Origin of the sequence: Spirulina subsalsa PCC 9445 (assembly GCF_000314005.1) — a bacterium.
Classification (GTDB): domain Bacteria; phylum Cyanobacteriota; class Cyanobacteriia; order Cyanobacteriales; family Spirulinaceae; genus Spirulina_A; species Spirulina_A subsalsa.
This window is the reverse complement of sequence record NZ_JH980292.1, coordinates 4,037,422-4,064,224: the sequence shown is the minus strand read 5'-3', so window position 1 is coordinate 4,064,224 and position 26,803 is coordinate 4,037,422. Positions and strand designations below refer to the sequence as shown.

Below are 26,803 nucleotides of genomic sequence, written 5' to 3'. Positions count from 1 at the left end.
TAAAAAATAGACCAAAACTAATCCTATTGTATTTGATGTTTGGGGGGTAAATACATTAAAATCTTAAAGTTAATTCGTGACTAAAAAGTAATAAAAAATGACAGGAAAACCTCCCCTAGATCGTCAACGAGAACATCAGGCCAATGAACGGACGTTTTTAGCTTGGATTCGCACGGCTTTGGCAATGATTGGGATTGGTTTGGCGATCGCACGTTTTGGTCTGTTTCTCCGTCAAAGTCAATACCTGAATAATCCCGAGGCCGTTTCCATGAGTGCTTTAGGCACGTCGGAGATATTGGGTCTAGGCTTTATTCTCACAGGTTTAATTCTCATCCCCCTAGCCATCTTGAACTATGGTCGCATCAGTGAGCAAATCGAAACAGGTAACTATACCCCTAATCCCCTCATGGTCTGGCTAACGGCAGGATTGGTCATGGGGTTAGGGGTGTTAAGTATTCCTCTTTTGTTGCTCAATCGTTCCCCCAATGGTCAACAATCCCCCGCTTCCTATTGGAGAGAAGGGATTCGGGTGAGTTTGCTCGAAAAACCCCTTGAGGTATTGGAAGAATTGAAGCGGGGGAGAAACGATAAACCCTCATGACGCTGAGGGGAAAAACCTGTACCCTGTATCTGTAGCCCATCGTTTAAGGAAAAATTGTCATGCTGGAGTTGTATCAATTTGAGTTATCCCAATATTCTGAGAAAGTCCGCTTGATTCTGGATTACAAAGGGTTAGACTACCGCAAAGTAGAAGTGACTCCGGGGGTGGGGCAACTGGATTTATTTCAAAAGTCCGGCCATCGGCAAGTTCCAGTTTTGAAGGATGGGGATACCTATATTGGAGACTCAACAGACATTGCGTTTTATTTAGAACGCAAGTATCCTGAACGACCGTTATTGCCCTCTAATCCTAGGGCTAAGGGGTTTTGTTTGATGATGGAGGAGTGGGCGGATGAGTCCATTGGATTGAAAGGTCGCAAGGCTTTAATTGGGGCCTTAAACAAGAATCAGAATTTCAGAACTTCTGTCTTGCCCAAAGATGTGCCGGATTTTGTGAAAAATTTAGTGGGGGCAATTCCGGGGGATTTGCTCGATGTGTTAGGGTCTGGTGTGGGTTTGGGGGGAGACTCGGTAAAAGAGGCTGTGACGGGGCTAAAACAGGATTTAGAGGCCTTGTGTTTGATTTTGGAGAGTCAACCCTATTTAGTGGGGAATACAGCCTCTCTGGCCGATTTGGCGGTAGCTGGGTTAAGTATGGTGTTAAAGTTCCCCGATGGGAATTATCTAGATATCCCGGAACACTTGAAAGGGAAAGGGATTCCGGAGTTGGCGGATAATAGTGCCTACGCGCCTTTCTTTGCTTGGCGCGATCGCCTTTATGCCGAATTCCGCCAACCCCTCACCCCCCAATCCCCCGGAGACGCGCCTCCCACCCCTATTGAGATTGAGTAGGGAAAAGGTGCGTCGGGAGTCGGGAGTCGGGAGTCGGTGGCCACTGAGCGAAGTCGAAGTGGAGTCAGGAGTCGGGAGTCGGGAATCGGGAGTCGGGAATCGGGAATAGTTAATAATTATCAACTCCCCCTCTCCCCTGCTCCCCTGCTCCCCCTCTCTCCCACTCTCCCACTCTCCCACTCTCCCCATTAAACTATTCCTTATTCCCTATCACACTGGCATATTGAGCCGCACCGTAAGCCGCACTATCTGGGAGCGTATCAATAGACCATTCCACCCTTGTCTGGGTGAGATGGGGGAAACTATGGTCAATGCCCTGACGAATCGAGGAGATGGCCTCCTGTTTAAATCGTTCATAAGCCCCATCAGATGCCGTTTTTTCCCTTTCTTGCGCTCCCCCAGAAATCACAATCAGGTCACAGCCTACCGTATTGACCACATTACGAGCCGCTATGCCCAAACTTGTAAAATACTCTTGCCAAATCGCCACAACATCCGACAGAGGATCATCCATTTGACCCAAGCGACGCAGGATTTTCGCCACCTCCATAGGCTCTCCTTGCAACGCTTCCGGCACATTCCCCTGAGCCTGTCGGTGTTTAACCATATTTCTCAGACCCAATAAAGAGGATCTCGTTTCCACACACCCCCTCGCACCACATCCGCAGGGATCCGCATTTTCAGAACTATCAATACAAATATGACCCAATTCTGCGGAAACAGCCGGAGCCGACCAGATTTTACCGTTGATAATCAAAGCACCGCCTAATCCCGTTCCGGTAATAAACTGAGCCATGACAGAAGAGGCCTTATTTTGAGCCTCCCGGACGCTGTATTCCCGGTAAGCGGCCGCGTCTCCATCATTGAGGAGGAGGGCGGGTAACTGGAGAGCCTCCGAGAGTTTTTGGCTAACATTGACTCCTTGCCAAGAGCGATCAATATTGGTGGGATAAACACACATTCCCGAAGCATCAATAGGAGTGGGACAACAAGCACCAATGGCTTTTAAATCCTTGAATTGTAGATCATTGGCTTCGAGTAGCTCACTGGTGGCCGTTTTAATCACATTTACGGTCGCTTCGGGACCCTCAGAGGCGCTACTGGGACGATCTAACCGTTCTCCGATGACCCCTTTTTCTGGATCAAATAATCCCAGTTTGACCGTGCTAGCACCAATGTCAACCCCTAAGTAAATGCTCATGATTCTTTCCTAAGATCCAACTCCTTCGGATTATAGTTCACTCACTAGGGGTTAGGGGTTCGGCGAATACTCTAGGGGATGACTTCCGCTAGATAAAGGCTGAAACCTTGACGGCTCAAGGCGTTTAAGTCAGTTTGACTTCTGGTTTCTACCAACGGAGTCGGCTTACCTTGTCCACAGGCTTGAAGCTCCCCACCCACAAGGGAATGGGGCTTTCAACGCAACATTGCTGTAAAGAAAGACCGTAGCTCAACCTATTTTTTCTTTTACCTGTTCCCTGTTCCCCACTCCCTCCACAAGCAGACTGCCTCAGCAAGCCCTAGAATAGGGGGAGACTCGCTAACCAGAGGGAAAAAGCAAAAACTATGAGCATTGATGCCACAGAGTACCGTCACCGTCGAGAACAAGTTATGGGGAAAATCGGCCGGGGAACGGCCGTTTTTCGGAGCGCCCCGATGGTGGTGATGCACAATGATGTAGAGTACCCGTTTCGCCAAGATAGTGATTTTTTTTATTTAACCGGATTTAATGAACCGGAAGCTGTTGCTGTGTTGGCACCTCACCACGAGGAACACCGCTTTATCTTGTTTGTCCAACCGAAAGATCCCGAAAAGGAAACCTGGACGGGGTATCGAGTGGGGGTGGAACAAGCAAAAGAACGTTATGGAGCCGATGAAGCTTATCCCATCACAGAGTTTAACGAAAAATTCCCCCAATATATTGAAAAAGCAGAGCAAATATACTATCACCTAGGGCGAGATGAGGGGTTTAATCAAACGATTCTCCAACATTGGCAACGTTTTATCATGACTTATCCCCGACGAGGGACGGGGCCTTTGGCACTCGTTGATTCTAATTCCCTCGTTCATCCTCTGCGACAGGTGAAAAGCGCGGCGGAATTGGAGTTAATGCGTCGTGCTACGGCCATCTCTGCGGAAGCTCATAATCGCGCTCGGCACTTTGCTAAACCGGGGATGTATGAATACCAGGTGCAAGCGGAAATTGAGCACACCTTTCGCTTACAAGGGGGGATGGGGCCGGCTTATCCCTCTATTGTGGCATCGGGGGCTAATGCCTGTATTCTCCACTATACGGAAAATGACCGTCAGATGCAGGATGGAGATTTGTTGCTGATTGATGCGGGCTGTGCCTTTGATTACTATAACGGGGATATTACCCGGACGTTCCCGGTGAATGGTCAGTTTAACAAGTATCAACAGGCGATTTATGAGTTGGTGTTAGCGGCTCAGATGAAGGCGATCGCAGAAGTTCAACCGGGCAAGGCCTATAATGAGTTCCACGATATAGCCGTTTGTGTCCTGGTTCAGGGATTAATTGACTTTGGACTGCTGCAAGGGGACTTAGAAGAGTTAATCAAGGAAGAGAAGTATAAACCCTTCTATATGCACCGTACTGGCCACTGGTTGGGGTTAGATGTCCATGATGTGGGGATGTATCAATCTAGTCCCGAGGAATGGCAAGTTCTCCAACCGGGTAATATTTTAACGGTGGAACCCGGAATTTATATCGCACCAGATATTAAACCCGCCGAAGGACAACCAGAAGTCCCCCCCGAATGGCGCGGGATTGGGGTTCGTATTGAGGATGATGTCTTAGTGACTGAACAAGGCCATGAAGTCCTCACGGCTGATGTTCCCAAGGCGATCGCAGACTTGTAACCTCTACACCCAGGGAATAGGGAGCAGGGGAGCGGAGGATTTATACATTTGTGACGCTCATCACACTATCCGGATGCAGAGGGGTTAAACTGAAAGTAAAGGTTAGGTAAAGAAAAGGTTAACAACTTAGACAGCCCTTCCCCCCCTCTGATCACTAAGGAGTTTGAAGATCATGGCTACTACACTCACCCGTCCATCCAAAGTCCAAATTCCCAGCGTTACCCCCGCGACCTTTCCTGTAACAACAGCTAAACCCCGTCTTATAGCGCGTTGGGTGAAGGATGAAAAGAATCAGTTGTATTGTCAATGGGTAAAAGAATGATTGACGGAAGTAATACAGACAATAGTTCAGTTAATAGTCTAAAGGAGGGGTGGAATCGAACTCAGATACTACCCCTCCTTTATGGTTTGATGGAGTGTATCTCAAGCGATCGCAAAATCCGTAAACGTCCTACTCTCAGAATCCTGAAACAGTGACACTTTGCCACTCCCTCCTTTAACATTACATTAACCCCAAATGTCCTTGAAACCCCGTAATAATACGACTTCCATCCTTTAAGATGTGAATTTCCATCTGATCACTCGCCCAAGTGATTTGATCTTGAAACGCAGGATTAAAAATATGAATCCGTTGATTGCGCGAGGAAACGGGAGAATCCGGTGAATGAATCGCTAAAGACTCAACATAGGGACCATCGACTAAAATATCTAATTGAGCAAGCAACGCATCCGCACCGTTGGGGGCATCATCTCGACGTAATTCTTCTAAGGTAAAACCTGTAAAAGACATTACATTTAAGCCCTCACCCTTCAAGATTTGGGCTAATTTTGCCAAGGCCGAAGCTTGCCAAAAAGGCTCACCCCCCGAAAAAGTCACCCCTTGATTATTGGGATTCTTTAAAATTTGTTCCGCTAAGGTTTCAACAGAAACTAACTGATTAATTTCAAAAGACCAAGACGCAGGATTAAAACACCCCGGACATTCTCGTTTACAGCCTTGCACCCACACCACCGCCCGAATTCCCGGACCATTGACTTGGGATTCATCCACATACCCCATAATGTTGAGATGATGGGGAGGGATTTTGACAGGAGTGGGAGAAGCGTAATCAGTAAATGGTGTCATGGGAGAAAAAAGTAAGGAGTCTTGTTTCCTTTCTCTCTAAGATTGCTTCCTTCCTGCTTTTTCTTTAGACTCTTTTAAGATTTGCTCTCCTCGCCCTAAGAGCAATATTGTATCTTTTGGTCGAAGTAATTTTATCAGTTTGACGACTAAATAATTTGGTTTCCCTCACATTGGGGACGTAAGCTGTATGGTGGCAGACTATCGAGAGATTATGAATAAGTTTTTCCTAAAATCTCCCGTTGAAAAACCTATACGCGAGGAAGAACAAGATGTTTGATAGGGGGTAAAGCCTCGCAAGCAGGTCAGAATCAACCTTACTGGTTTGTCCCCATCCCCCCCAAGGGGATGCTATGCTAAAGATTAAATCATCCTGAAACTGAATCGACTTGTAGGAGTTGAATCGTGGTTGCTACCCCAGAGAAAATCCAACACCAGAGTACAGATACCCCCGCAGGCGGCGATCGCGTTGCTGTGTTACTAATGGGTTATGGTGAAGTAGAAAGCTATGAAGACTTTGCCAACTATAACGAACAAGCACTAAATCTGCTGACGGCTAAATTTGCCCCTGTGCCGACTTGGATTTATCCCCCCTTAGCGAAATTACTCGCCATTTTTGACCTCCATGAGTGGAGTCATCAACATGGGAATTTTATTTCTCCCCATAATCATATTTTTGAACAACAACGGGCTGGAGTGGAACAAGCCCTACAAAAAACTTGGGGAGACAAAGTAAAAGTCTTTAAAGCCTTCAACTTTTGCGCCCCCCATTTACCCGAACAAGTATTAACCCAAATCAAAGCTGAGGGCTTTGATAAACTCTTGATTTATCCCCTGTTAGTGGTAGATTCTATCTTTACCAGTGGCATCGCCGTTGAACAAGTGAATCACGCTCTCAGCCACCTAGCAGACCCCGGAGAACATTGGTTAAAAGGAACAAGGTATATTCCCTCCTTTTACAATGAACCCGCCTATATTGACCTCTTAGCCCGCTTAGTAGAAGAGAAAATTCAAAAGGATTTAGCCGTTGCTCATTTACCTTCACAAACTGGCATTGTTTTAATGAATCATGGATGTCCCCATAAAGCCAAAGGATTTACCTCCGGTATTATGGAAAGTGAAGCCCTTTATGAAGCGGTTCGGGCTAAATTGATTCATAAATATCCTCTAATTTCCATTGGTTGGTTGAACCATGACACCCCTTTAATTGAATGGACTCAACCTAACGTTGAGTTGGCCGCCAAAAACCTAATAGAATTGGGAGCAACTGCTATTGTTATGATGCCCATTGGTTTTGCGACAGAAAACCACGAAACCCTGTTAGATGTGGAACATATTATTGCTCATTTGCGCCAAAAATACTATAAAGTGACCTATGTGCAAATGGCTTGCGTCAATGATCATCCTGCCTTTTTGACTATGGTTGCAGACTGGGCAAATCCTCAAATTGAGGCACTACTAACAGAAACGGGAGTAACCGTTAACCCCAGTTTAGCCGCAGTCGGTCACAGTCACAGTCACGATCATGACCATCACCACCACCATCATGGTGAACATCACCACCATCACTAAGGTCACAACTGGCACGGACTGAAGTGCCGTTCAACAGGGGGGATTTATTCGGATAAATCCCCCCACTCTTCTGTAGAGTTCCCGACAGACAAATAACACGGGAATTTTGAGGTCTCGTCTAGGCCAGAGTGGGGAGAGTCAATGTTCTATAATGAAGTAACAGTAATTTAGGGTGTTACCTAGAAGGGCTGAATGCTTCTATTAATGGCTCTCAAATTATTAGTTCTCAACCTATGGATATCTTACTTTATAGTGTTATTGCTGCATTTATCAGTACAGTTGGCGCGTTTTTAGCTTCAATTCGTATTATTAATGAGGGGAACGAGGCCTTAGTTGAAAGGCTAGGTCAGTATAACAAAAAGCTGACTCCTGGACTCAATTTTATTGTGCCAGTTGTGGATTCAATTGTTGTAGAAGAAACCACTCGGGAAAAAGTATTAGGGATTGATCCACAAAATGCGATCTCTAAAGATAATGTGTCCTTACGGGTGGATGCGGTGGTGTATTGGCAGATTATTGATTTAGAGAAAACGTTTTATGTGGTGGAAGATATTACCTCAGCTATTGAGAACTTGGTCGTAACTACATTACGGTCAGCGATTGGACGGTTAGAGTTAGAAGAAACCTACTCCTCTCGGGATAAAATTAATCAGGAATTGCTGCAACAGTTAGATGAAGCTACCAGCAATTGGGGGGTCAAAATCACGCGGGTGGAGGTGCGAGAAATTACGCCAGCGCGGACGGTGATGGAGTCTCTAGAGTTGGAACGGGCGGCCGAGAGCAAAAAACGGGCAGCTTTGTTAGAAACGGAGGGTACAGTTAAGTCGATTGAAATGTTATCAAAGGCGTTGCAGTTACAGCCGGATGCCCAAAAGGTCTTGCAATATTTAGTGGCTCAACGTTATGTAGATGCTAATGAAAAGTTAGGTGAAAGTCCCAATTCTAAGATTGTTTTTATGGATCCGAATGCCTTAAATCAGGCGATGACGGATTTAATGTTACATCGAGAAAATCCTTCTTCTATTCCTCCCAGAACTCCGGGGGATTCGGGCAATGGTTCTCAGGGTTCGTGAATGACTTATTCTCTATTACCTAGGGCTGGCTGAATAACTGGGCTAGGGAACAGGGAACGGGGAATAGGTAAATGGGAGCTTTCATTCCCTCTTTCAAAAGGAGGGGGTGAAAGCTCCAAACTGAGAAAGGGCGGGGTTTTAGCTCATCGTCGGGAAGCCCCGCACTGTACGTTCGCGTTCGCAACGCTTTGCGTAGCAAACGCGAAGCGTCACGAAGTGAACGCGAACGGGGATGTCCCTAAAAAGACATCTAGAGCCTCCCGTAGAAGCAGGAAAGCCTCATAGTGATATGGGGAAGCCCGCACCGTACCCCTAGGGTCGGTGTCGGGAGGATGTCACAAACCTAATCCTCTTCAGATGTGGGGTGATTTAACAAAAATGTTGCGGAATTCCCCTTCCTCGCTTGCAGGGACCGGATGGATAGCAACCCAGCAATATACTGAGCGACAGCGAATCCATGCTAAGATAAATAGATATTGACCACTAACTCCCAAAGCGAAAACCAGGCTAAAAAGGGCTGTGTTGCAAGAGAAAATTTGGGTCTTAGGAACTAGGACTTCTGCCTGGGGAGGGAAGATAAGACTCGCTATATTTCGGTATAGAAAGCACTTCCCATTGAATCAGGAAGCCCCATCCTCGCGCCTAGGCAGGGTGGGGTAGTTCACGATAGAAGAAATAAATCTAAGCGGGAGGAAATAGCTTAAGAATCGTTTCTTCCCCTTGGAGTGCGTCGATTTTATCCCCGATGCCATCTTTGCCCCATAAGCTGACTGACTTTACAGGGAGATAGATTAGGCGCTGCTGACTGGTGATTAGGGAAAACTGTGCGCTTTCGGGAGGGGCGACTATCATTCCGATGAGGCGATCGCCTCTCCGGTGAAATTGTAGCCCTTGAGTCCCAATATCGCCCCGTTGCCCCCGTCGGATCATGTGGAAGGGTAAACGCTTCCCATAGCCGTCTTGAGAGAGTAGGAGTAAGTCCTGATCGGGGGTGAGGGTCGCACAGCCTACCACATCCTCCCCTTTGCGGACGCGGGTGGCCTGATTCCCTTGGGCAGTACGCCCCATAATGGGCAGTTGCAGATCATCAATGGGGAAGCGCAAAATCCGCCCCCCAGAGGTGGCTACGGCGACTTCTTCGGCTTCTGTCGCCCACCCCACATAAATCAAGGCATCATCGGCTTTTAATTTGACTAGGGTAGATCCCCGATTTGTGAGTTGATCGACTTCGGTTCCCGCTAACCGTTTCACTCGTCCCTGAGCGGTCAAAATGACGAGAAAATGCTGTTGGAGGTCTTTCGGCGGGAAAAAGGCGGTAAAAATGTATTCTCGCTTCTGCTGGACGCTACTGGGTAAGAGTTTGAGGAGGGGTGTAGACCGACTCCCGGCCGAGGGAATATCTCCCACGGCTACAGGGTAAGCTTTGCCGGAGGCGGTGAGAACGATCAGTTGTTCTCGTTTTTGCACGGGTTCAAAGAAGAGAACTAAATCTTCGACTTTTTTGGCATTCTTCAATTTGGGGGGGGGAGAATGCCAGCAGATTTTGCCTTTGTGGGTGAGTTCGACTACGGCATCTTTGGGCAGGGTAACGGGGGGCGGGGGGGCTTCGATGGGGTGGGAGGGTGTGGCCGATTTGGGAAGGTGGGGGCTAGGGGCGGCGGGGGTGATTATTTTAGTGCGGCGTTCGTCGCCAAATTTCCGCTTGAGGGCGCGCAGGTCTTTTTTTAGGGATTTTAGGAGTTCGTGGCGATCGCCTAATAACCGTTCTAACTCCTCAATCCTTTGCTGTAACTCCTCATTCTCGTTTTCGAGTTTCTGGCGTTCTAGCCCCGTTAAACGGCGTAAGGGCATGGCTAAAATCGAATCGGCTTGGGTTTCACTAATCCCTAAACGCACCTGCAATTCCCCTTTTGCCGTGGTGCCATCGGGGGCGTGGCGCAATAAATCAATCACCAAATCTAACTGATTTAACGCGGCTAATAAGCCCTCGACTAAATGTAAACGCCGTTGACACTGTTCTAACTCGTGACCATAACGCCGGGTTAACGTCTGTTCGCGAAACTTGAGAAATTCGTCTAAAACTTGGCGTAAACTCAACTGACAGGGGGTGTTATCTACCAACGTGAGCAGAATCGCCCCAAAATTACTCCGCAGTGCCGTTTGTTTATAGAGTTGACGTAAGACTTCCTTGGGGTTACTATCCCGCTTTACTTCCACCACGACCCGCATTCCTTCGCGATCGCTCTCGTCCCGAATATCAGCAATCCCCTCTAACCTACCCTGATTCACCAAATCGGCGATTTTCTCAATCCAGCCCGCCTTATTCACCTGAAAGGGCAACTCTGTAATCACAATCACCCCGGTATTTTTGCGGCGTTTGCCCAGATCCACCCGTTCAATTTTCGCCACCCCCTGCACCGTAATAATACCCCGTCCGGTACGGTAAGCGTCCCGAATCCCCTCCTTGTCCAGAATTTGCCCCCCCGTGGGAAAATCAGGCCCAGGGATGATTTCCCAGAGTTTCTCATCGGGCAAATCGGGCTTATCAATCAAGGCAATTAAACCATCCACCAACTCCCCCAAATTATGGGGCGGAACATTGGTGGCCATGCCTACGGCAATCCCAGAACAGCCATTGAGTAATAATAGAGGAAGTTGAGCAGGCAGAACGACAGGTTCTTGCTGAGAGTTGTCAAAGTTGCTGGTAAAGTCTACCGTGGCCTCGCCAATTTCGCTCAACATGGCTTGATGGGCAATTTCAGCCAAGCGTGTTTCTGTATAGCGCATGGCCGCCGGGGGATCATTGTCCACGGATCCGAAATTGCCATGTCCTGCCAGTAGGGGATAGCGAGAAGAGAAATCTTGCACCATCCGCACTAGGGCATCGTAAACCGCCTGATCCCCGTGAGGGTGATATTTCCCTAATACATCCCCCACCACCCGGGCGCATTTGCGAAAAGGTCGGTCTGGCGTTAACCCTAATTCGTGCATTGCGTATAAAATACGACGGTGAACGGGTTTAAGCCCGTCTCGTACATCCGGTAAAGCTCGACCAACAATCACGCTCATGGCATATTCAAGATAAGACCGTTCCATTTCTGCATGGAGTGCTGTAGGGATGATTTTTCCGGTCTGTAACAGGTTTAACTGTTTTACCATGAGTTTTGGTTTCCTTTGTTATGGTCAAACATGATGACGGATTGCCCCTGTAATGGGAACATTACATAAGGTAACTTTGAGTACTGGTTTTGATTTGCGTCGAGTGGCATCTGATTTTTCGGATAATTACCTATGACAACCGTTTTGATTGTAGAAGACGATCCCATCAATCTTCGCGTTTTTTCTAAGATTCTCACCAAACGGGGAGGCTTGGAAGTCCGTGGGACAGAAGATGTGGAAGAAGTGATGCGCGCCGCCCAAGGGGGGGAGGTGGATATTATTTTAATGGATGTCTCCCTCGCTCACAGTGTTTATCAAGGAAAAGCCGTGGATGGGATCAAAATTACCCAAATGCTGAAGGCTGATCCCAATACTGCCCATTTGCCCATTATTCTGGTCACGGCCCATGCGATGGAGGGCGATCGCGAAACTTTTCTGAAACAGAGTGGAGCCGATGGCTATATTTCTAAGCCTGTTGTAGACCATCAAGAGTTTGTGAATCAAATCCTCACCCTCTTACCTCAGTAGAACGAACAGAAAGCACAAAGAAAAAGGCTCATCTCTCACGTTTGGGAGGATGATTCTTTTTCTTTGACTTCTTGTGTAGTATTTTAGTCCTAATCAGGAATCTAAGCAAGTGGAGTGTGGGGGAATTGATAATTGAGAGTTAGACCCGATGCTACCGTTCCCCAAAGGGACTTTTAGGGGCAGTCCATTGATTATGGATTAGGGCTAATGGTTGTAATAGCCTGCATTTGGGGATTCGAGAAAAAGCGCGCTGCATCGGCCAAGAGGCGATCGCCCCAGAGATTCTTTTTCAGATAGTCCAAACTACCATACTCTTGATCTAGGGCTAAAGCCGCTTGACCTTGTTTGAGGGCTTCACTTTGACGGCCTTGGCGATAACGAGCCACCGCAATGGCTAACATGGGTTCAGCCGCATTGGGATCAATGGCTAGGGCGGCTTCCCAGTCTGCGATCGCCCCCTCAATATCCCCTTGTTCATACCGCACTAAGCCAATATTATTGACACCGGGCCAAAAACGCGGTTCTTGTTCCATTGCCTTCTGATAGGTAGCAATGGCTTCCGGGAAACGCCCCAACATCAGATAGGTATTGCCCAAATCAAACAACCCTTCCAAAGAATTAGAATCCAGCCTTAATGCTGCTTCGAGCTCCCGGAGTGCCGCTTGATAATCGGCTTTTTGGAAATAGGCAGATCCCAACGTGAATAAAATTCCCGCCTCCCGAGGGGCTAGACGTTGCGCCCGTCTTAATACCGTAATACCTTCGTCTAACTGTTGTTGCTGGACATACAAACTCCCCAAGACGAACCAAGGTTCAAAAGTATCCGGGGCCAGTTGGGTGGCTAACTTTGCCCTCGGCAAGGCCAGATCGTATTGTTCAAAGCGAACCAGTTGGATAGCATCTTGGGTTAACGCCAAGCCTTGAGTTTCCAACGCCTCCGCCTCCAGATTTAAGGTGTAAGGGAGTAATGCTTGACCCGATGCAGGGAGGGCTAACTGCCAACAACCTGCGATCGCTAAAACAGAAAGTAACCAGTTACGTTTCGGCACAGTTCAGCCTCGAAATTTCCTATATCGCGTTCTATACTAAGCTATCACGCCTTAAAAGATTCTGCCGCCCCCCATCCCGACTCCGAGAGTTGACACATTTCAGAAGCATTGGCTATTCTCAAAGCTAGTTTCCTCGGAGTTCAATTAGGCATTGACCCCATTGGGGACAAGTTAGGGTCAGGTGCATTGACAGTCAACTGTAAACAGTTCCCTATTACCCTATTCCCTATTCCCTATTACCTATTACCTATTCGATGCGTAACCCGTTACCTTGGATTATTGGTTTAGTCGGAGGAGGAACTATCCTCGTCGGGATTGCCACCTACCAAGCTGTTTTTAATCCTCCTCAATCAGAACTAGATAATCTCACCATTACCGTTCAACCGGAAAACCTCCAACTCCGCATTTCCGCCAATGGGACCGTTGTCCCCATCCAGAGTGTGAATATTAGCCCCAAAACAGCCGGACGACTGCGGCGCTTAGGCGTTGAGCAGGGGATGCGGGTAGAAGAAGGGCAACCTCTAGCCGAAATGGACAATGATGAAATTGCCGCCCAAGGCATACAAGCCCAAGCCAACTTAAAACAGGCCGTCGCCAGCTTACAAGAGGCAGAAATTCGCATTAATGGGGAAATTCAACAAGCCCGCGCCCGCTTTAATGCCGCCCAAGCCAGCTTAAGAGAAGCTCAAGCCCGCATCCCCACAGAGATTGACCAAGCTCAAGCCCAACTCGCCGCCGCCGAGGAACGGTTTAACCGGGCGCGTAGTCGGTACGAACGCTATCAAACCCCCGCCTCAGCCGGGGCCGTCTCGACTAATGCCTTTGATGATGCTGCCCTAGAATTGCGCAATGCTCAGGTCGCCGTGATTCAAGCCCAACAGAGTTTAAGGCGGGAAGTACAAACCCGAGAACCAGAAATCCAACGCCTACAAGCCAATGCCCTAGAAGCCCGCATCGCCCTAGAGCAACGAGAACGCAATGCTCGCCTTGAAATGACCCGTTTACAAGGAGCCGCAGAAGCCGCCCAAGCCCAATTACAAGAAGTTCAAATTCGCTTTCAAGATACCCAAATTCGCGCCCCCTTTGCGGGGATTATCACCCAGAAATACGCTACACCCGGATCCTTTGTTACGCCCACAACCTCCGTATCTGCAACCGCTTCGGCAACCTCCGCTTCTATTTTGGCGATCGCCCAAGGTTTAGAAGTCCTCGCTAAAGTCCCCGAAGTGGATGTAATCCGACTTCAGCCGGGCCAACCTGTAGAAATCATCGCCGATGCCTTCCCGAATCAGGTGTTTCGCGGTCGGGTCAAGTTAATTGCCCCCGAAGCCGTAGTGGAACAAAATGTTACTTCTTTTGAGGTGCGGATTCAGTTAGACGAAACCGCCGAAAGTCAATTATTATCGGGGATGAATGTAGATGTCACCTTTGTGGGGGTATCCTTGGGGCAAGCGTTAACCGTACCGACGGTGGCTGTGGTGACGGAAGAAGGACAACGAGGGGTGATGGTGGTCGGGGAGAACAATCAACCAGAATTTCGCCCGGTGGTTTTTGGGGCAACTTTAGAGGATAAGGTGCAGGTTCTCTCAGGTTTACAGCCCGGTGAGCGGGTTTTTATTGATTTGCCCGATTGATGGCTGGCTGAGAAAGGTTGGGAAGAGTCGGGAATCGGGAGTCGGGAGTGGGGAGTAGGGAATAGGGAGTCGGGAGTAGGGAATAATTATCAATTCTCCCCCTCTCCCCTGCTCCCTTTAAGTTTTTTTCCAAATTGGCAAAACAAACGCTAGTATGAGAGTCTAACAAAAATGTTGCGGAATTCCCCTTCCTCGCTTGCAGGGACCGGATGGATAGCAACCCAGCAATATACTGAGCGACAGCGAATCCATGCTAAGATAAATAGATCTTGACCACTAACTCCCAAAGCGAAAACCAAGCTAAAAAGGGCTGTGTTGCAAGAGAAAATTTGGGTCTTAGGAACTAGGACTTCTGCCTGGGGAGGGAAGATAAGACTTGCTATATTTCGGTATAGAAAGCACTTCCCATTGAATCAGGAAGCTCCATCCTCGCGCCTAGGCAGGGTGGGGTAGTTCACGCACAAACCTGTGCCCTGTTGCACTGCGTACAAGGAGACATAAAAAACATTGGCTCGTCGTTATCTATTTACCTCAGAATCCGTAACGGAAGGGCATCCTGATAAAATTTGTGATCAACTCTCTGACACAATTTTAGATGCTCTTTTAACCGAAGATGAAGGCAGTCGTGTGGCGGCGGAAGTCGTTGTAAACACGGGTTTAGTTCTCATTACCGGAGAAATTACCTCCAAAGCCCATATTAACTATGTGGATGTGGTGCGTCGCAAAATCGCTGAAATTGGCTACATTGACGCAGGAAATGGCTTCTCCGCCGAGAGTTGTTCGGTTCTCGTTGCCCTCGATGAACAATCCCCCGATATTGCCCAAGGTGTCACCAGCGCCCAAGAACGCCGGGAAGCTTTGAGTGATGATGAACTCGACCAAATCGGAGCCGGAGATCAAGGGTTGATGTTCGGGTTCGCCTGCGATGAAACCCCCGAATTAATGCCCCTCCCCATTAGTTTGGCTCACCGCATTTCTCGCCGTTTGGCTCAAGTGCGCAAAACTGGGCAACTCCCCTATCTCGGCCCCGATGGCAAAACTCAGGTTAGTGTTATCTATGAAGACGGAAAACCCGTCGGCATTGATACTATTTTAATTTCTACCCAACACAGTGCAACCGTTGCCGGATTGACCGATGATGCGGCGATTCAAGCCCATATTAAAGGCGATTTAATGGAAGTGGTGGTCAAACCTGTGTTTGAAGATATTGCGGTTAAACCCGATGATAATACTAAGTTGTTGGTTAATCCGACTGGAAAATTTGTCATTGGTGGCCCCCAAGGGGATTCCGGTTTAACGGGACGCAAGATTATTGTGGATACTTATGGGGGCTACTCCCGTCATGGGGGCGGGGCTTTTTCGGGCAAAGATCCCACGAAAGTAGACCGTTCGGCGGCCTATGCTTGTCGTTATGTGGCGAAAAATATTGTCGCCGCAGGTCTGGCCGAAAAATGCGAGGTACAAGTGAGCTACGCTATTGGGGTGGCTCGTCCGGTGAGTATTCTGGTGGAAACCTTCGGCACGGGTAAGGTGGATGAAGAGATTTTATTACGTTTGGTTAAGAAACATTTTGAACTCCGTCCGGCTGGCATTATCCAGACGTTTAATTTGCGGCAGTTGCCCGCAGAACGGGGTGGGCGTTTCTATCAGGATTTGGCGGCCTATGGTCATTTAGGCCGGACGGATCTTGATATTCCTTGGGAAAAAACTGACAAGGCGGCTATTTTGAAGGAAGAGGCGTTATCGGGTGCGATCGCCTAAATTCCATTTCACGCCTTAAACCAAAAACAAGAGGGATGTTCTGAACATCCCTCTTTTTTGATGGTTAAATCAAGTTGGGTTGAATTTCACTTATTCAACGGTGATGGTTCCAACCATCCCCGCCCCTCTGTGGGGTTCGCAGTAATAGCTATAGGATCCTGCGGTATCAAATTTGGTTTCAAAGGATTCTCCGGGGCTGAACAACAGTTGTTTATGGGAAAGCTCAGGGGCTTTGTCAAAAACCACGTTGTGAGGAGCCAGTTTGTTGTTGACGAATTTAACAGTATCGCCTGCTTTGATGGTCAGAGTCGCGGGGTCAAATTTTAACTGTCCGCTATCAGCACCCATTTTAACCGTGTAGGTTTCGGCGGCGGCCGGAGCAACGGCTAGGGCAAAGCTAGCAACCAGTAACAAAACGGTGGAGAGAACTAAACCTAGTTTCTTAATCATGATCTTCTACAAGGTGTCGTATTTAGGTTTCGTTACAGATTGTACCTTGTTTGGGAGGTTAAACTTATTCGACAATAATTTTTCCCACCATGCCTGCTCCCCGGTGGGGTTGGCAGTAGTAGTCATATTCGCCTTTGGGACTGTCGGCGGGAAATTCGGTGGTGTAGGACTCGCCGGGAGAGAATAAAAGCTTGTCGTGGGACAATTTATCTAATTTCGCTCCACTAGGACCTTTGCCGAATACGGCGTTGTGGGGGGCGAGTTTATTCATCACAAATTCCACGGAGTCGCCCGGTTTAATGGTCAGGCTGTCGGGAACGAATTGCAACATTCCGTTATCGGCTCCCATTTTGACGGTGTAGGTGGCGGCTTCTGCTGGGGCGACGAATACCGCCAAGCTAGCAAGCAGTAACAAAACGCTGGAGAGAAGTAATCCTAATTTTTTGCTCATGATTTTCTACAAATTGTCGTAGTTCGGTTTCGTGATCGATTTTACCCGATTTTCGCGGGTTCTCGGGCTTGCCCAAAATTCGCCCTCTGGACTGGTGGGGAGGTTTCTGGAGGAGGAAAAAAATAAGGGGCAAGGTGTTTTCCCTGCCCCTTGGGTCTAATTTGAACTAGCGAATCCCTTGCTGGGTGGGATTAGTCGTACACTTTCCCGGCACCCCAGCGATCGCCACGAATATTAATTTCTGCCAAAATATAACCTGCTAAATTCTCTAGATCCTCTTGGGTGAGATTGCGCATTTCCGGCCAGAGGTCTAAACGACTGGTGCTAGGGTGCAAGTCGCTGATATCAGTTTCTCCGTCGTAGGTGGTCGGGTTTTTAGTATAATCCACAATCGCTAAGAGGTTATCCCGAGTGGGAAAAGCCCCTTCTAAATCCCCCAGCCCTAATGTTACGTTGGGGTTGGTTTTGGTTCTGCCAGACATATGGCACTGGGAACAAGTATTATTAAATTCCCGTTTCCCTAATTCAAATTGTTGGTTGGTAATGGTAACAGTTTCTCCAGCTTCGTTGAGCTTAACTGTCCGGTTGCTTTCAGAAATATTAACCGCCATAGCACTTTGCACGGCAACCTGAAACCCTAAAATTAGGGTTATGGCCGCTATCCATAGGAATTTTAAACGACGCATGATTCTCCTCCAAGATGTGTACTTCTTCCAATACAAGCGATCGCTCAATCTCTTGTTTTCCCGCTTTTCACCCCTAACAATACAGATGATGACTGGCTCAGTTAAGCTGACATCACAAAAGATTAAGCGATTCTCATAATATGATGCCATTCAAGGGGCTTCTTGGATAGATACTCTAGGAGGGCGTTTCTAAACTCGTCCGGCGAGATGGGCTAATTGTTTAAGATGGACTAAGCATAAACTATGGCGATCGCGGTCAATTAAAACCCACTCCTTGCTTTCTAGTTTCTCAATGATTTTGCGGGTTTCATCCACAGTAATATCGGAAATCTGGGCTAAATCATCATCGGGAATCAAAAACATCTCCGTTCCCTTACTGGTGGATTGTCCATAGCTTTCCGCTAAGGTGACTAAGGTTTTGGCTAATTTAATCGCTGGAGGTTGATTTCGCATCAAAAAGCGAATATTGAAATGCCGGAGACGCTGTACCATCAATTGCAGCATCCGGTGATGTAACTGGGGATCCTTGAATAAGGTTTGGATAAAACGCTGGGCTGAAATACTCAACAGTTCTACATTGGACAAGGCCACCACATCCGTTGAGCGGGGAGACTCATCCAGAATAGCCATTTCGCCAAAAAAGTCACCCCGACCCATAACGGCCAAGGTCATGGCTTTATCACCCGATAGGCGGCGTACTTTGATCCATCCTGAAACGATGAAGTAAACCGCATTCCCCCAAGCATCTTCCATCAGGACAGCCCGATCTCTAGGATAGCTATGTTCGACGGCGACCGAGAGCAACCATTCTAAGGTTTCAGGGCTGGCAGTATTAAAAAGGGGGAAAAGCTCGCTAAAAGCTTTGATCTCCATGAAAGGTATAGTGCTACGCAGTTAGCTTGACATCCTCCCCACCGCAGAACGGCGGAGACTCCCAAACCTCGCGATTTAGGTTTCTGCTTCATTCACCGTCGCATACCACAGTTCTAAAAACCATGTACTGTCTTACACAGAGTCCACAGACTTTTTACTCCATTTTAGGAGTCCGATTCCGTGTGTCCCACGGTACGGTTTCAGACCCATTTTTTCGATGACTCAGAGGAGTCACTTCCCCCCATTTTATCATTAAGGAGAGCGAACTACTCCGCCCACAAGGAGATGTACCACAAGGAGAGGTATCACAAGGAGAGGGAGCGCCCCAACTCAACGGCAATCGTCGGTAATGATTTTAGCACAAATTATCTACGGGATTTGCCTCTCATCTGCACTCTACTGGCGGGATGGGGAATTCTCGACCCATTGATCAAGGTTGCCAGGAAAACCCCATCTCCTTGTGGGTGCGGCAGTTGACTATAGAAGATTGGTGCTGGGAGAATTATCCATCCAGTCAAAAATCCGGTCAAGTTGTTCGAGGCTGACTAAGCCATATTGCCAGAGGATCATGGGTAAAGAACCGGGGTTTTGTTCCCAGAGTCTCTGAGCAATGGTGATGGAGTCTTTGGGTAGGGCTAATTCTTCGTGTAAGAATCTGATAAACCGAGTAGGTGGAATGGATTGCATGGTAGATGGCATCTCCTTATTGCCAATGGGATGGGGAATGAATGATTGAGATTAGGTATTTTTGGGGTAGATCAAGCTTTCAATGTCTCGGGTAACAATCAATGGGCGGATCGTTGATTCCTCGCGGTTTGGGCGCTGGTTTGAGAACCCATCAGGGGGGTAAGACGAGGAAGAAAGGGAGGGGATTCACTATCCCTCCGTTAATGGCTGCCGCTAGCTAACGGGGGATTCTTGTCCCACGGACTTTTAAGGGGAGTTAACCCAGTGGATGGCTCAAGGCTGTGCCAGAACATTGACCTAAGCACTTCGGGGTACAGGTCGTCTGACCACTATTTGCCCTCTGTCTTGGATTATCTTTGCGCTGACTGTATCAGGGCTATTCATCCTACCGTTGCCGTTTTCCTCACACCATCAATCTGGCAAGGGTCTAATCTGAGAATGATTGTTGGTTAATTTTCGGGGCATCGAACCCCTCAATTAACCGTCTTTCATCCCGACACTGACATTTGCTACGCAACGCTTTGCTACGCAACGCTTTGCGTTCACTTCGTGACGATGAGCTAACTTAGCACTTGAAGTTCGTTAGAAATTTCTAATCTTAAGCGAATTAGATGCAAGATAATACAGGCCTAAATCAATAAACTCTATCTTCCGACACATTTTTCATTAAATTTTCTTTAAGTGACAGGTTCCCGACGCTGGATGATAGATTACAGCGTGGGGCTTCCTTGAGAGAAGCGAAAAGCACTGAAAGTTAAGTCATTTAACCGGAATTTATAAATGTGCTAGGGTTTGAGGAGTTTAAGTCTCCGCAAGATTAGCGTCAACTATTATACTCCGTTGGGTGTTTTTTGGGGCGGGGGGTGAAAATTTTTTTTCGGTTGCTTATTCTTCGTCGGAGGGGGTTGGGTCGAGGTATTCAATGGGAACGGGATCACCGACTTTTACGCCTAATTCGGCGGCTCGTCCACCGCGCAGTTCAAGCACTTGGTCGATGTCTAGGTTGGGGCCGTAGGTGGGACAAGGATCTTTAAGACAGGGGGGGACGTTGCGGGCGATCGCGCGAATTGTACCGTCGCGCAAAAAGAGCATATCGAGGGGGATGGGGACGTTTTTCATCCAGAAGTTAACCCGTCGGGGGGATGCAAAGACAAATAACATCCCTCGATTGTCGGGCATTTCGTCTCGGAACATTAGACCAATGGCTTGTTCTTGGGGGGTGCGTGCGACTTCGAGTTCTATCTCTTGGCCGCCGAGTTGGGCGATCGCACGAATCGGCAACATTTGGCCTTCTGTGGGAACTTGAGTCAGTTGAGAAAGGGGGACTTCTTCTAGGGTTTGGGGGGGGGTTGAACAGGCCATTAATCCCGCGCTTAAGCCCAACAGGAGGACTAAACTCACCCCGGATGCTAATTTTTTAGGGTTCCCGTAAAACATAACCCACCCCCCGAACGGTTTGAATAAGTCTTTTTTCGCCATCATCTTCGATTTTAAGGCGCAAATAGCGGATATACACTTCAATGACGTTGGATTCCCCCATAAAATCATACCCCCAGACATTTTCGAGGATTTGTTCCCGTGTTACGACTTCCCGAGGATGGGACATGAGGTATTTTAATAACTCAAATTCCTTCATGGTGAGGTCAAATTCTCGACTGTTGCGCATGGCTCGACGATGGCTTAAATCCAGTACCAAGTCCCCAAAGCGTAACTGTTCTGAAGAATGAAGGGGGGGTTGGAGATAAAGTTCCAGTAATTGCAAAAACAGATCGGAGCGATAGGGTTTGAGAATATAATCATCGGCTCCAGCCTCCAAACAGGCGGCTCGATCTTCGACGGTTTCCCGTTCCATATACATCAAAATGGGGAGTCGGTATTTGGTGCTGCGAATTTGACGGCACAACTGATATCCTGCTTCTCCCGCTTGGGTTTGGTCAATGACAATCATGGCGGGTTGGATTTCAATGATCTGGTCTAGTGCTTGCATCAGGTCTGATAAAATCATCACCTCATAACCCGCCCCTCGTAAATCCAAGCTTATGGGGTGGGTTAGGGACTCTTCCGTTTTGACCAATAACACGGTAGAGGTGCGATCGCCCAAAGATCCCAAATCGTTTGATGACGGAGAAAGCATAGATTCAGCATAAATGCTTAGGTTATCGATTTATATATAGCATCTCCTCCCCCGATCTGAACCAGAAGGTTAGGATTATTTCCGTTTAGCGATGACGGCTCGATGGCGAGGGGTGCAAGGGGTGATCGTGGGTTGCTCAAATCCGGCCTCGCTTAGGGCTTGTTCTAAATCTAGGCTGAAATATTGATCTAAGTAAGGTTCGGTGCTTTTAAGTAGGGTGAGGATATAGGGGGGCATGGTGGCATAAACTGAAGAGCGAGGATTCATGTCCATGAGGGCGAAGTACCCCCCCGGACGTAATAGGCGCTGGGCTTCGGCTAAAATGGCACGGGCGGCCGCTTGGGGCAGTTCATGGAACATTAGACAACTGGAGACGAGATCAAAGGATTGAGGGGGTAATCCGCTAGCTTCGGCGGGGGCGTGGTGCCAGGTCACAGCCCGTTGTTGTTGCTCGCTATTATAGTGGGCGACGGCGAGGAAGTAGGGGGATAAGTCTAATCCGGTGAGGGTGGCCTGGGGATAGTGATCTTGTAGAGCAAAAGTACTCATTCCCGTACTACAGCCGAGATCGAGAATGTTTTGAGGGGGGGTTGATAGTTGGGTGTTTAAGGCGTTGTGGTAACTGTCCCGGAGTTTGCGATCGCCTGCGGGATCTTCACCCCCCCACAAGGTGGAATGCACGGTTAACGCGGCACATTCCACCTCCCAGGCCGCATCCCAGCTTAAATCCCCTTTTTCGTAAGCATGGAAGGACACCTGATAATAGGCCGGATAGGTGACAGTAGGATTTTGAATTTGAGTAAAGCGCTCCTGCCAATCCAGCGCTTGTAACTGTTCTACCCGTTCGGGCCAATTCACCCCAATCCGTTGGGCCCGTTGGATCATCATGGTACGAGCGCGGGATTTGGCAAATTCGGCTAAGGGTTTAACGGAGAGGAGTCCATTGATCACACGGGAGACAAAATCCGGTTCTTTGGTTGTGAGTGCAGTCATAATGTGATTGTTGAAGTGCAAGACAGATTTTATCGGAAATTTGGCTTTAAAACCCCGTCGTTTTAGCGCGGGGAGTGTCAACGTGATTGGGAATCTCTGATGGTTTGCTCCCCTGTGGTATTCATGGTTTATAATCTATGGCTCGTGGGGGGCTTGATTGCCATTCATGGGGCGGCGAGAACCCGACAATGGTTACGAGGGTTTGTGTCGAACTTTGCCCGTTCTCCAGAAGGTAATGACACCGCTCAAATTGGCGCTTGTGCGGCCGGTGCGGGGGATATAGCCATTGCTAATAGCTACTATTACGCTCGTTTAGCCAAGTCTGATGATCCTGTAGATCGGGAAGTCGTGGAGAAAGTAGGCATTTTCTTCCCCAATCAGCGCGATCGCGATGCCCACATGAATAGTGGGCGTTCTGAAAAGGGATCCTAATCCTGCCAACTTGCTCGGCATTACCGTCAACCCGAGTGATTTGGAACAGACAATCCTCAAGAATGCTATCCTCCCGGATGGAACTGTTCATCCTTAGCCAAAAAAAGACCATGCAAGCTATTCTCATGACTCAAGCGGGAAGTCCCGAGGTTTTAACCCTACAGGAGATTCCCGAACCCACCCTCACCCATCCCCAGCAATTACTAATTCGCCTCCACGGGGCTGGAGTGAACCCCATCGACACCAAATTACGACAACGGGGAACCTTTTATCCTGACCAAATGCCTGCGGTGTTGGGCTGTGATGGGGCGGGTGTCGTGGAAGCGGTGGGCGCAGGGGTGACGGGCTTTGCACCGGGGGATGAGGTGTATTTTTGCGCTGGGGGATTGGGGAAACAAGGGACAGGGAACTATGCAGAATATGCGGTTGTGGAGGAGCATTATGTGGCCCCAAAACCGCGTTCTCTCTCTTTTGCTGAAGCGGCGGCCGCCCCTCTGGTGCTGATTACGGCTTGGGAAGCACTCTATGACCGAGGACGCTTAGAATCGGGTCAGAAAGTGTTAATTCACGCCGGGGCTGGGGGTGTGGGTCATGTCGCTATCCAGTTGGCGAAACTCAAGGGGGCGCAAGTGGCTACAACGGTGAGTTCGCCGGATAAGGAACGTTTAGTGCGACAGTTGGGGGCAGATTTGCCGATTCTCTATACCCAAGGTAATGTTACTTCAATGATTGAAGAGTGGACCGGGGGGCAGGGGGTTGATTTAGGGTTTGATACGGTGGGGGGAAAGGTCTTTTATGAGACGTTTCCTTGTGTTAAAATCTATGGTGATGTGGTTACATTGCTTGAACCTAACTATCAACAAGGTAGCCTAAAGGTAGCACGGCAACGGAATCATCGGATTAGTTTGGAGTTGATGTTAACCCCTATGTTACAGGGGTTAGTGGAAGCCCAACGCTATCACGGGGATATTTTAAAACAGTGTGGTGAGTGGTTTGATCAAGGTCGTTTAAGGCTGCATTTAAGTCAAACTTTTCCCCTTGCAGAAGCGGCGGCGGCTCATCAAGCTATTGAAACGGGTTCTACCATGGGAAAAATTGCTTTAACGCTTAATGTGGTTTGAACTTTTTAGAAATAAAAGACTCCGTTTAGGGTTAAGTGATCCCCAAGAATGAGTAGTAACTTCAGTTCAAGTAAATTTAAGTAACGAACGTTTGGGAAAATGTCCCTAAGCTTTCTTGACCATTCTAAGATGGTAAATAGGAGGCAGAATCTGCTTAGGGATCAAGTTTTGGGAGATGCCGCTTGGGGGGATTATGCGGGATCGATGGCCTAAAACTTGTCACCCCACTAAGCAGTTAGAGGGGTATGAGCGATCGCACATTATCAGAAGAACAATCCGGGCAAAAAGTCACCGAATCGAGTACATTTTACCCATTAGACCCCCTTGAGACATTAGTCACCAGCCATGAAGACTGGCTAATGTCTCGCATCCTCCACTACGCCAAAGCCCAGCACTACACCACCTATACCTCCACCCTAGCAGAGGCTTGGCGGGCTTCTATCTGTGGGCTATCAGATCCCCTATTAGCGGCATTGAAACAGCCTCCTGAGACGTGGGAACTGTCTCCTGAGATGGATTTTACACAAGATGCGATCGCCGCTTTTGGTATTCTCGAAGCCAAACGACACCGCACAAGGGGAATCACACTCCCTCTATTTTTGGGCTTGATGAAATATTATCGTCAAACCTATCTGGATCTGTTAGACCTTGGGGATTTTGCACCGGAACAGTCCCAATATTATACCCACATTCTCCATCGTTTTTTTGACCGCATTGAATTGGGGTTTTGTCAAGAGTGGAGTAGTCATTCGGAAAATGAGGAGCTTGGGGAATTACAGGCAAAAAATCGCTGGTTAACTAATGAAAAAAACAAATATCTAACAATTTTTGAAAGCTTAAACGAAGCGGTTTTTTTCTTGGACGATCGGCATAATTTAGTTAACCTTAATGAAATTGCGGCTCAAACCTTTACCTCCCTTGAAGGTTCAGGGAAGTTATACTATGCCGGGAAAACTTTAAACTTAAAACTGCCCTGGTTATCTCGCTATATTAAAACTTTTGATCCGAGCCGAGAAAACCCTGACGTTGAAAAATATTTGCCCACCAATCAGGGAAAACGATGGTTTGAAATCAAAGCAAAACCCATGCTTGATGTGAGCGAAAAGTTCACCGGAATTGTTGTGATTTGTGCAGATATTACCCATCGTAAATTAGCAGAAGTTACCTTAAAAGAAGCGAAAAAGCAAGCCGACCAAGCTAATCAAGCTAAAAGTGTTTTTCTGGCTACCATGAGCCATGAACTACGCACCCCTTTAAATGGCATATTGGGCTATACTCAGTTACTCCAACGGGATCAAAATTTAACCCCTAAACAACAAGAAGAACTGAATATTATCCAACAATGTGGTTATCATTTGTTGAACCTGATTAACGAAGTTTTAGACCTGTCTAAAATCGAATCAGACAAGCTAGAACTCTATCCTCATCCTGTTCATTTACCCAGCTTGTTGGAAGGGCTAGTCGCCATGATTAAACCCAAAGCTATGCAGAAGGATATTAACTTAATTCTTGACATGGATTATCGTTTACCGTTAGGAGTCTATGTGGATGAAAAACGACTAAAACAAGTGTTGGTCAATTTATTAAATAACGCCATAAAATTTACTAAAGTTGGCACAGTGACTTTATCCGTTCGACGTTTACCCTATTCTTTGAAAAAAAATCCCCATAACTATGTTTTCCATCCCATTCGCTTCACCGTAAAAGATACGGGGATAGGAATTAGTAATGCAGATATTGATCATATTTTCCTGCCCTTTGAACAAGTCGGTGACACTTCAGCCCATTATGAAGGTACAGGGTTAGGGTTAACTATTTCCCAAGAACTTGTTAAATTAATGGGGAGTAAGCTTAATGTACGGAGTGAGCAAGGACAAGGGAGTGAATTTTGGTTTGATTTAGATTTGAGTGAAGTGGGAGTAGAAAATATCTCTCAAACTTCCCAACCTTTCGAGCAAATTATTGGCTATACTGGGAGAAAGCAAAAAATTTTAGTGGTTGATGATCGTTTAGAAAACCGCTCTTTATTGATCAGTTTGTTAGAGAATTTAGACTTTATTGTATACTCTGCAACTAATGGTCAGGAAGGTTTAGAACAAGCGATTAAAAACTGTCCCGATTTAGTGATTACAGACATTAAAATGCCTGTGATGGATGGGTTTTCTTTAACTAAAAATTTACGCAAACTCCCCCAATTTAAAGCCTTACCTATCCTTGCTATCTCAGCCAGCTTTTCAGATTTAGAAAAGTTCGAGCGTTCTGATTTCGGTTATAATGAGTTTATGGGGAAACCCATTGATCTACCAGAACTTTTTGCCAAACTGCAAAAACTTTTGCATATTTCTTGGTTAACCGCTAGGCCTCCAGATTCTGAACTATCTGGTCTGGAGGATAGTGCTTTATGTGAGAGTGCATCTCATTTAACTGGTCATTCAACTTGGAAATTGCCTCCTCCCGAAGAGTTATTAGGGATTAAACACGCTCTGGAGATGGGAGATTTTAAGACCATTTTTCAAGAAATTGACCGCTTAAAAAAACTGGATCATCTGTACCTAAAATTTGCTAATCGCCTTTGGGAGTTAGGTCAGGAGTTCGCTGATCAGGAGATTTTTAACCTGATTGAATTAGCCGAGCAGCCAGATGATTGCATAACGAAATGAATGACTAAATATCCCTAAACAACCAACTTAATCAGTAATTTTGCAACGTAATTAGTTGATTTTGATTTTTTGTTTTTTCCCTTGG

General features: G+C 47.5%; 23 protein-coding genes and 1 pseudogene. 12 read left to right on the top strand and 12 right to left on the bottom strand.

Features of this window, described 5'->3' with window-relative positions; all coding sequences use genetic code 11:
• The first annotated feature begins 97 nt into the window (after positions 1 to 97).
• Entirely contained in the window at positions 98 to 601 is a 504-nt protein-coding gene (locus tag SPI9445_RS26110) for a YidH family protein (protein ID WP_017306262.1), read from the top strand.
• Between the two features lie 59 nt (positions 602 to 660).
• The gene (locus SPI9445_RS31470) at positions 661 to 1,452 is read left to right on the top strand and encodes a glutathione S-transferase family protein (RefSeq protein ID WP_017306261.1); all 792 of its coding nucleotides are present in this window, start codon (positions 661 to 663) and stop codon (positions 1,450 to 1,452) included.
• Positions 1,453 to 1,645: 193 nt separating this feature from the next.
• On the opposite strand, the gene SPI9445_RS0118480 is transcribed toward SPI9445_RS31470, so the two are convergent.
• The gene (locus SPI9445_RS0118480; RefSeq protein ID WP_017306260.1) at positions 1,646 to 2,653 is read right to left on the bottom strand and encodes an ROK family protein; all 1,008 of its coding nucleotides are present in this window, start codon (positions 2,651 to 2,653) and stop codon (positions 1,646 to 1,648) included.
• 365 nt (positions 2,654 to 3,018) lie between these two features.
• Here SPI9445_RS0118480 and SPI9445_RS0118475 point away from each other — a divergent pair, with 365 nt between their 5' ends.
• Together SPI9445_RS0118475 and SPI9445_RS30750 are read left to right on the top strand one after the other, a co-directional pair.
• Positions 3,019 to 4,332 carry an aminopeptidase P N-terminal domain-containing protein gene (locus SPI9445_RS0118475; protein WP_017306259.1) on the top strand — a complete coding sequence of 438 codons (1,314 nt, stop codon included), beginning with the start codon at positions 3,019 to 3,021 and terminating at the stop codon, positions 4,330 to 4,332.
• 172 nt (positions 4,333 to 4,504) lie between these two features.
• Positions 4,505 to 4,654 (top strand): hypothetical protein, encoded by a 150-nt coding sequence (locus tag SPI9445_RS30750; protein WP_164674553.1) that lies wholly within the window; start codon positions 4,505 to 4,507, stop codon positions 4,652 to 4,654.
• Between the two features lie 180 nt (positions 4,655 to 4,834).
• On the opposite strand, the gene SPI9445_RS0118465 is transcribed toward SPI9445_RS30750, so the two are convergent.
• Complete coding sequence (locus SPI9445_RS0118465) at positions 4,835 to 5,458, bottom strand: 4Fe-4S single cluster domain-containing protein (protein ID WP_017306258.1); 624 nt, start codon at positions 5,456 to 5,458, stop codon at positions 4,835 to 4,837.
• Between the two features lie 402 nt (positions 5,459 to 5,860).
• On the opposite strand from SPI9445_RS0118465, the gene SPI9445_RS0118455 reads away from it, so the two are divergent.
• Both SPI9445_RS0118455 and SPI9445_RS0118450 read left to right on the top strand, forming a co-directional pair.
• Complete coding sequence (locus SPI9445_RS0118455; protein ID WP_017306256.1) at positions 5,861 to 7,027, top strand: ferrochelatase; 1,167 nt, start codon at positions 5,861 to 5,863, stop codon at positions 7,025 to 7,027.
• Between the two features lie 233 nt (positions 7,028 to 7,260).
• Complete coding sequence (locus SPI9445_RS0118450) at positions 7,261 to 8,100, top strand: SPFH domain-containing protein (protein ID WP_017306255.1); 840 nt, start codon at positions 7,261 to 7,263, stop codon at positions 8,098 to 8,100.
• A 681-nt stretch (positions 8,101 to 8,781) separates the two neighbouring features.
• On the opposite strand, the gene SPI9445_RS0118445 is transcribed toward SPI9445_RS0118450, so the two are convergent.
• Positions 8,782 to 11,259 (bottom strand): DNA gyrase/topoisomerase IV subunit A, encoded by a 2,478-nt coding sequence (locus tag SPI9445_RS0118445; protein WP_017306254.1) that lies wholly within the window; start codon positions 11,257 to 11,259, stop codon positions 8,782 to 8,784.
• 132 nt (positions 11,260 to 11,391) lie between these two features.
• On the opposite strand from SPI9445_RS0118445, the gene SPI9445_RS0118440 reads away from it, so the two are divergent.
• Positions 11,392 to 11,787 carry a response regulator gene (locus SPI9445_RS0118440; protein WP_017306253.1) on the top strand — a complete coding sequence of 132 codons (396 nt, stop codon included), beginning with the start codon at positions 11,392 to 11,394 and terminating at the stop codon, positions 11,785 to 11,787.
• A 191-nt stretch (positions 11,788 to 11,978) separates the two neighbouring features.
• On the opposite strand, the gene SPI9445_RS0118435 is transcribed toward SPI9445_RS0118440, so the two are convergent.
• Positions 11,979 to 12,836: a tetratricopeptide repeat protein gene (locus SPI9445_RS0118435; RefSeq protein ID WP_017306252.1), complete on the bottom strand. Its 858-nt coding sequence runs from the start codon at positions 12,834 to 12,836 to the stop codon at positions 11,979 to 11,981.
• 254 nt (positions 12,837 to 13,090) lie between these two features.
• Between SPI9445_RS0118435 and SPI9445_RS0118430 the strand changes: the two genes are divergently transcribed.
• Both SPI9445_RS0118430 and metK read left to right on the top strand, forming a co-directional pair.
• Positions 13,091 to 14,470: an efflux RND transporter periplasmic adaptor subunit gene (locus tag SPI9445_RS0118430; protein WP_017306251.1), complete on the top strand. Its 1,380-nt coding sequence runs from the start codon at positions 13,091 to 13,093 to the stop codon at positions 14,468 to 14,470.
• A 507-nt stretch (positions 14,471 to 14,977) separates the two neighbouring features.
• On the top strand, positions 14,978 to 16,231 hold the full coding sequence (metK, locus tag SPI9445_RS0118425) for a methionine adenosyltransferase (protein ID WP_017306250.1): 1,254 nt from the start codon (positions 14,978 to 14,980) through the stop codon (positions 16,229 to 16,231).
• 90 nt (positions 16,232 to 16,321) lie between these two features.
• On the opposite strand, the gene petE (SPI9445_RS0118420) is transcribed toward metK, so the two are convergent.
• From petE (SPI9445_RS0118420) to SPI9445_RS0118385, 8 genes are all read right to left on the bottom strand, one after another.
• Entirely contained in the window at positions 16,322 to 16,678 is a 357-nt protein-coding gene (petE, locus tag SPI9445_RS0118420) for a plastocyanin (protein WP_026079923.1), read from the bottom strand.
• Positions 16,679 to 16,745: 67 nt separating this feature from the next.
• A complete protein-coding gene (gene petE, locus SPI9445_RS0118415) occupies positions 16,746 to 17,132 on the bottom strand; it encodes a plastocyanin (protein ID WP_017306248.1) in 387 nt (128 codons plus the stop codon).
• Positions 17,133 to 17,323: 191 nt separating this feature from the next.
• Positions 17,324 to 17,818 (bottom strand): photosystem II cytochrome c-550, encoded by a 495-nt coding sequence (psbV, locus tag SPI9445_RS0118410; RefSeq protein WP_017306247.1) that lies wholly within the window; start codon positions 17,816 to 17,818, stop codon positions 17,324 to 17,326.
• A 189-nt stretch (positions 17,819 to 18,007) separates the two neighbouring features.
• Positions 18,008 to 18,691, bottom strand: a complete 684-nt coding sequence (locus SPI9445_RS0118405) for a Crp/Fnr family transcriptional regulator (protein ID WP_017306246.1) — start codon at positions 18,689 to 18,691, stop codon at positions 18,008 to 18,010.
• 477 nt (positions 18,692 to 19,168) lie between these two features.
• Positions 19,169 to 19,390, bottom strand: a complete 222-nt coding sequence (locus tag SPI9445_RS0118400) for a DUF2949 domain-containing protein (RefSeq protein WP_237747985.1) — start codon at positions 19,388 to 19,390, stop codon at positions 19,169 to 19,171.
• An 873-nt stretch (positions 19,391 to 20,263) separates the two neighbouring features.
• The gene (locus SPI9445_RS0118395; protein ID WP_017306244.1) at positions 20,264 to 20,815 is read right to left on the bottom strand and encodes a DUF192 domain-containing protein; all 552 of its coding nucleotides are present in this window, start codon (positions 20,813 to 20,815) and stop codon (positions 20,264 to 20,266) included.
• Complete coding sequence (gene nblR, locus SPI9445_RS0118390; protein WP_083883560.1) at positions 20,796 to 21,512, bottom strand: response regulator transcription factor NblR; 717 nt, start codon at positions 21,510 to 21,512, stop codon at positions 20,796 to 20,798. The genes SPI9445_RS0118395 and nblR overlap by 20 nt, the downstream gene beginning before the upstream one ends.
• Positions 21,513 to 21,587: 75 nt before the next feature.
• On the bottom strand, positions 21,588 to 22,505 hold the full coding sequence (locus SPI9445_RS0118385) for a class I SAM-dependent methyltransferase (protein ID WP_017306242.1): 918 nt from the start codon (positions 22,503 to 22,505) through the stop codon (positions 21,588 to 21,590).
• A 126-nt stretch (positions 22,506 to 22,631) separates the two neighbouring features.
• Between SPI9445_RS0118385 and SPI9445_RS0118380 the strand changes: the two are divergent.
• From SPI9445_RS0118380 to SPI9445_RS26105, 3 genes and pseudogenes are all read left to right on the top strand, one after another.
• Positions 22,632 to 22,910, top strand: a pseudogene (locus SPI9445_RS0118380) (Fe(3+) ABC transporter substrate-binding protein); the annotation flags it as partial.
• A gap of 137 nt (positions 22,911 to 23,047) precedes the next feature.
• Positions 23,048 to 24,058 carry a zinc-dependent alcohol dehydrogenase family protein gene (locus tag SPI9445_RS0118375; protein ID WP_026079920.1) on the top strand — a complete coding sequence of 337 codons (1,011 nt, stop codon included), beginning with the start codon at positions 23,048 to 23,050 and terminating at the stop codon, positions 24,056 to 24,058.
• Positions 24,059 to 24,303: 245 nt separating this feature from the next.
• Positions 24,304 to 26,718 (top strand): PAS domain-containing hybrid sensor histidine kinase/response regulator, encoded by a 2,415-nt coding sequence (locus tag SPI9445_RS26105; RefSeq protein ID WP_017306239.1) that lies wholly within the window; start codon positions 24,304 to 24,306, stop codon positions 26,716 to 26,718.
• The last annotated feature ends 85 nt before the right edge of the window (positions 26,719 to 26,803 follow it).

What these genes read in the sequence shown, in the direction of transcription:
- SPI9445_RS31470 (WP_017306261.1), top strand. Translation starts at nt 661, where the DNA reads ATGCTGGAGTTGTATCAATTTGAGTTATCCCAATATTCTGAGAAAGTC.
- SPI9445_RS0118475 (WP_017306259.1), top strand. Translation starts at nt 3,019, where the DNA reads ATGAGCATTGATGCCACAGAGTACCGTCACCGTCGAGAACAAGTTATG.
- SPI9445_RS26110 (WP_017306262.1), top strand. Translation starts at nt 98, where the DNA reads ATGACAGGAAAACCTCCCCTAGATCGTCAACGAGAACATCAGGCCAAT.
- SPI9445_RS0118375 (WP_026079920.1), top strand. Translation starts at nt 23,048, where the DNA reads ATGCAAGCTATTCTCATGACTCAAGCGGGAAGTCCCGAGGTTTTAACC.
- nblR (WP_083883560.1), bottom strand. Translation starts at nt 21,512, where the DNA reads ATGCTTTCTCCGTCATCAAACGATTTGGGATCTTTGGGCGATCGCACC.
- SPI9445_RS0118450 (WP_017306255.1), top strand. Translation starts at nt 7,261, where the DNA reads ATGGATATCTTACTTTATAGTGTTATTGCTGCATTTATCAGTACAGTT.
- SPI9445_RS0118400 (WP_237747985.1), bottom strand. Translation starts at nt 19,390, where the DNA reads ATGCCATCTACCATGCAATCCATTCCACCTACTCGGTTTATCAGATTC.
- SPI9445_RS0118430 (WP_017306251.1), top strand. Translation starts at nt 13,091, where the DNA reads ATGCGTAACCCGTTACCTTGGATTATTGGTTTAGTCGGAGGAGGAACT.
- SPI9445_RS0118465 (WP_017306258.1), bottom strand. Translation starts at nt 5,458, where the DNA reads ATGACACCATTTACTGATTACGCTTCTCCCACTCCTGTCAAAATCCCT.
- psbV (WP_017306247.1), bottom strand. Translation starts at nt 17,818, where the DNA reads ATGCGTCGTTTAAAATTCCTATGGATAGCGGCCATAACCCTAATTTTA.
- SPI9445_RS26105 (WP_017306239.1), top strand. Translation starts at nt 24,304, where the DNA reads ATGAGCGATCGCACATTATCAGAAGAACAATCCGGGCAAAAAGTCACC.
- SPI9445_RS0118395 (WP_017306244.1), bottom strand. Translation starts at nt 20,815, where the DNA reads ATGTTTTACGGGAACCCTAAAAAATTAGCATCCGGGGTGAGTTTAGTC.
- SPI9445_RS0118480 (WP_017306260.1), bottom strand. Translation starts at nt 2,653, where the DNA reads ATGAGCATTTACTTAGGGGTTGACATTGGTGCTAGCACGGTCAAACTG.
- SPI9445_RS0118445 (WP_017306254.1), bottom strand. Translation starts at nt 11,259, where the DNA reads ATGGTAAAACAGTTAAACCTGTTACAGACCGGAAAAATCATCCCTACA.
- SPI9445_RS0118440 (WP_017306253.1), top strand. Translation starts at nt 11,392, where the DNA reads ATGACAACCGTTTTGATTGTAGAAGACGATCCCATCAATCTTCGCGTT.
- SPI9445_RS0118385 (WP_017306242.1), bottom strand. Translation starts at nt 22,505, where the DNA reads ATGACTGCACTCACAACCAAAGAACCGGATTTTGTCTCCCGTGTGATC.
- petE (WP_017306248.1), bottom strand. Translation starts at nt 17,132, where the DNA reads ATGAGCAAAAAATTAGGATTACTTCTCTCCAGCGTTTTGTTACTGCTT.
- SPI9445_RS0118405 (WP_017306246.1), bottom strand. Translation starts at nt 18,691, where the DNA reads ATGGAGATCAAAGCTTTTAGCGAGCTTTTCCCCCTTTTTAATACTGCC.
- SPI9445_RS30750 (WP_164674553.1), top strand. Translation starts at nt 4,505, where the DNA reads ATGGCTACTACACTCACCCGTCCATCCAAAGTCCAAATTCCCAGCGTT.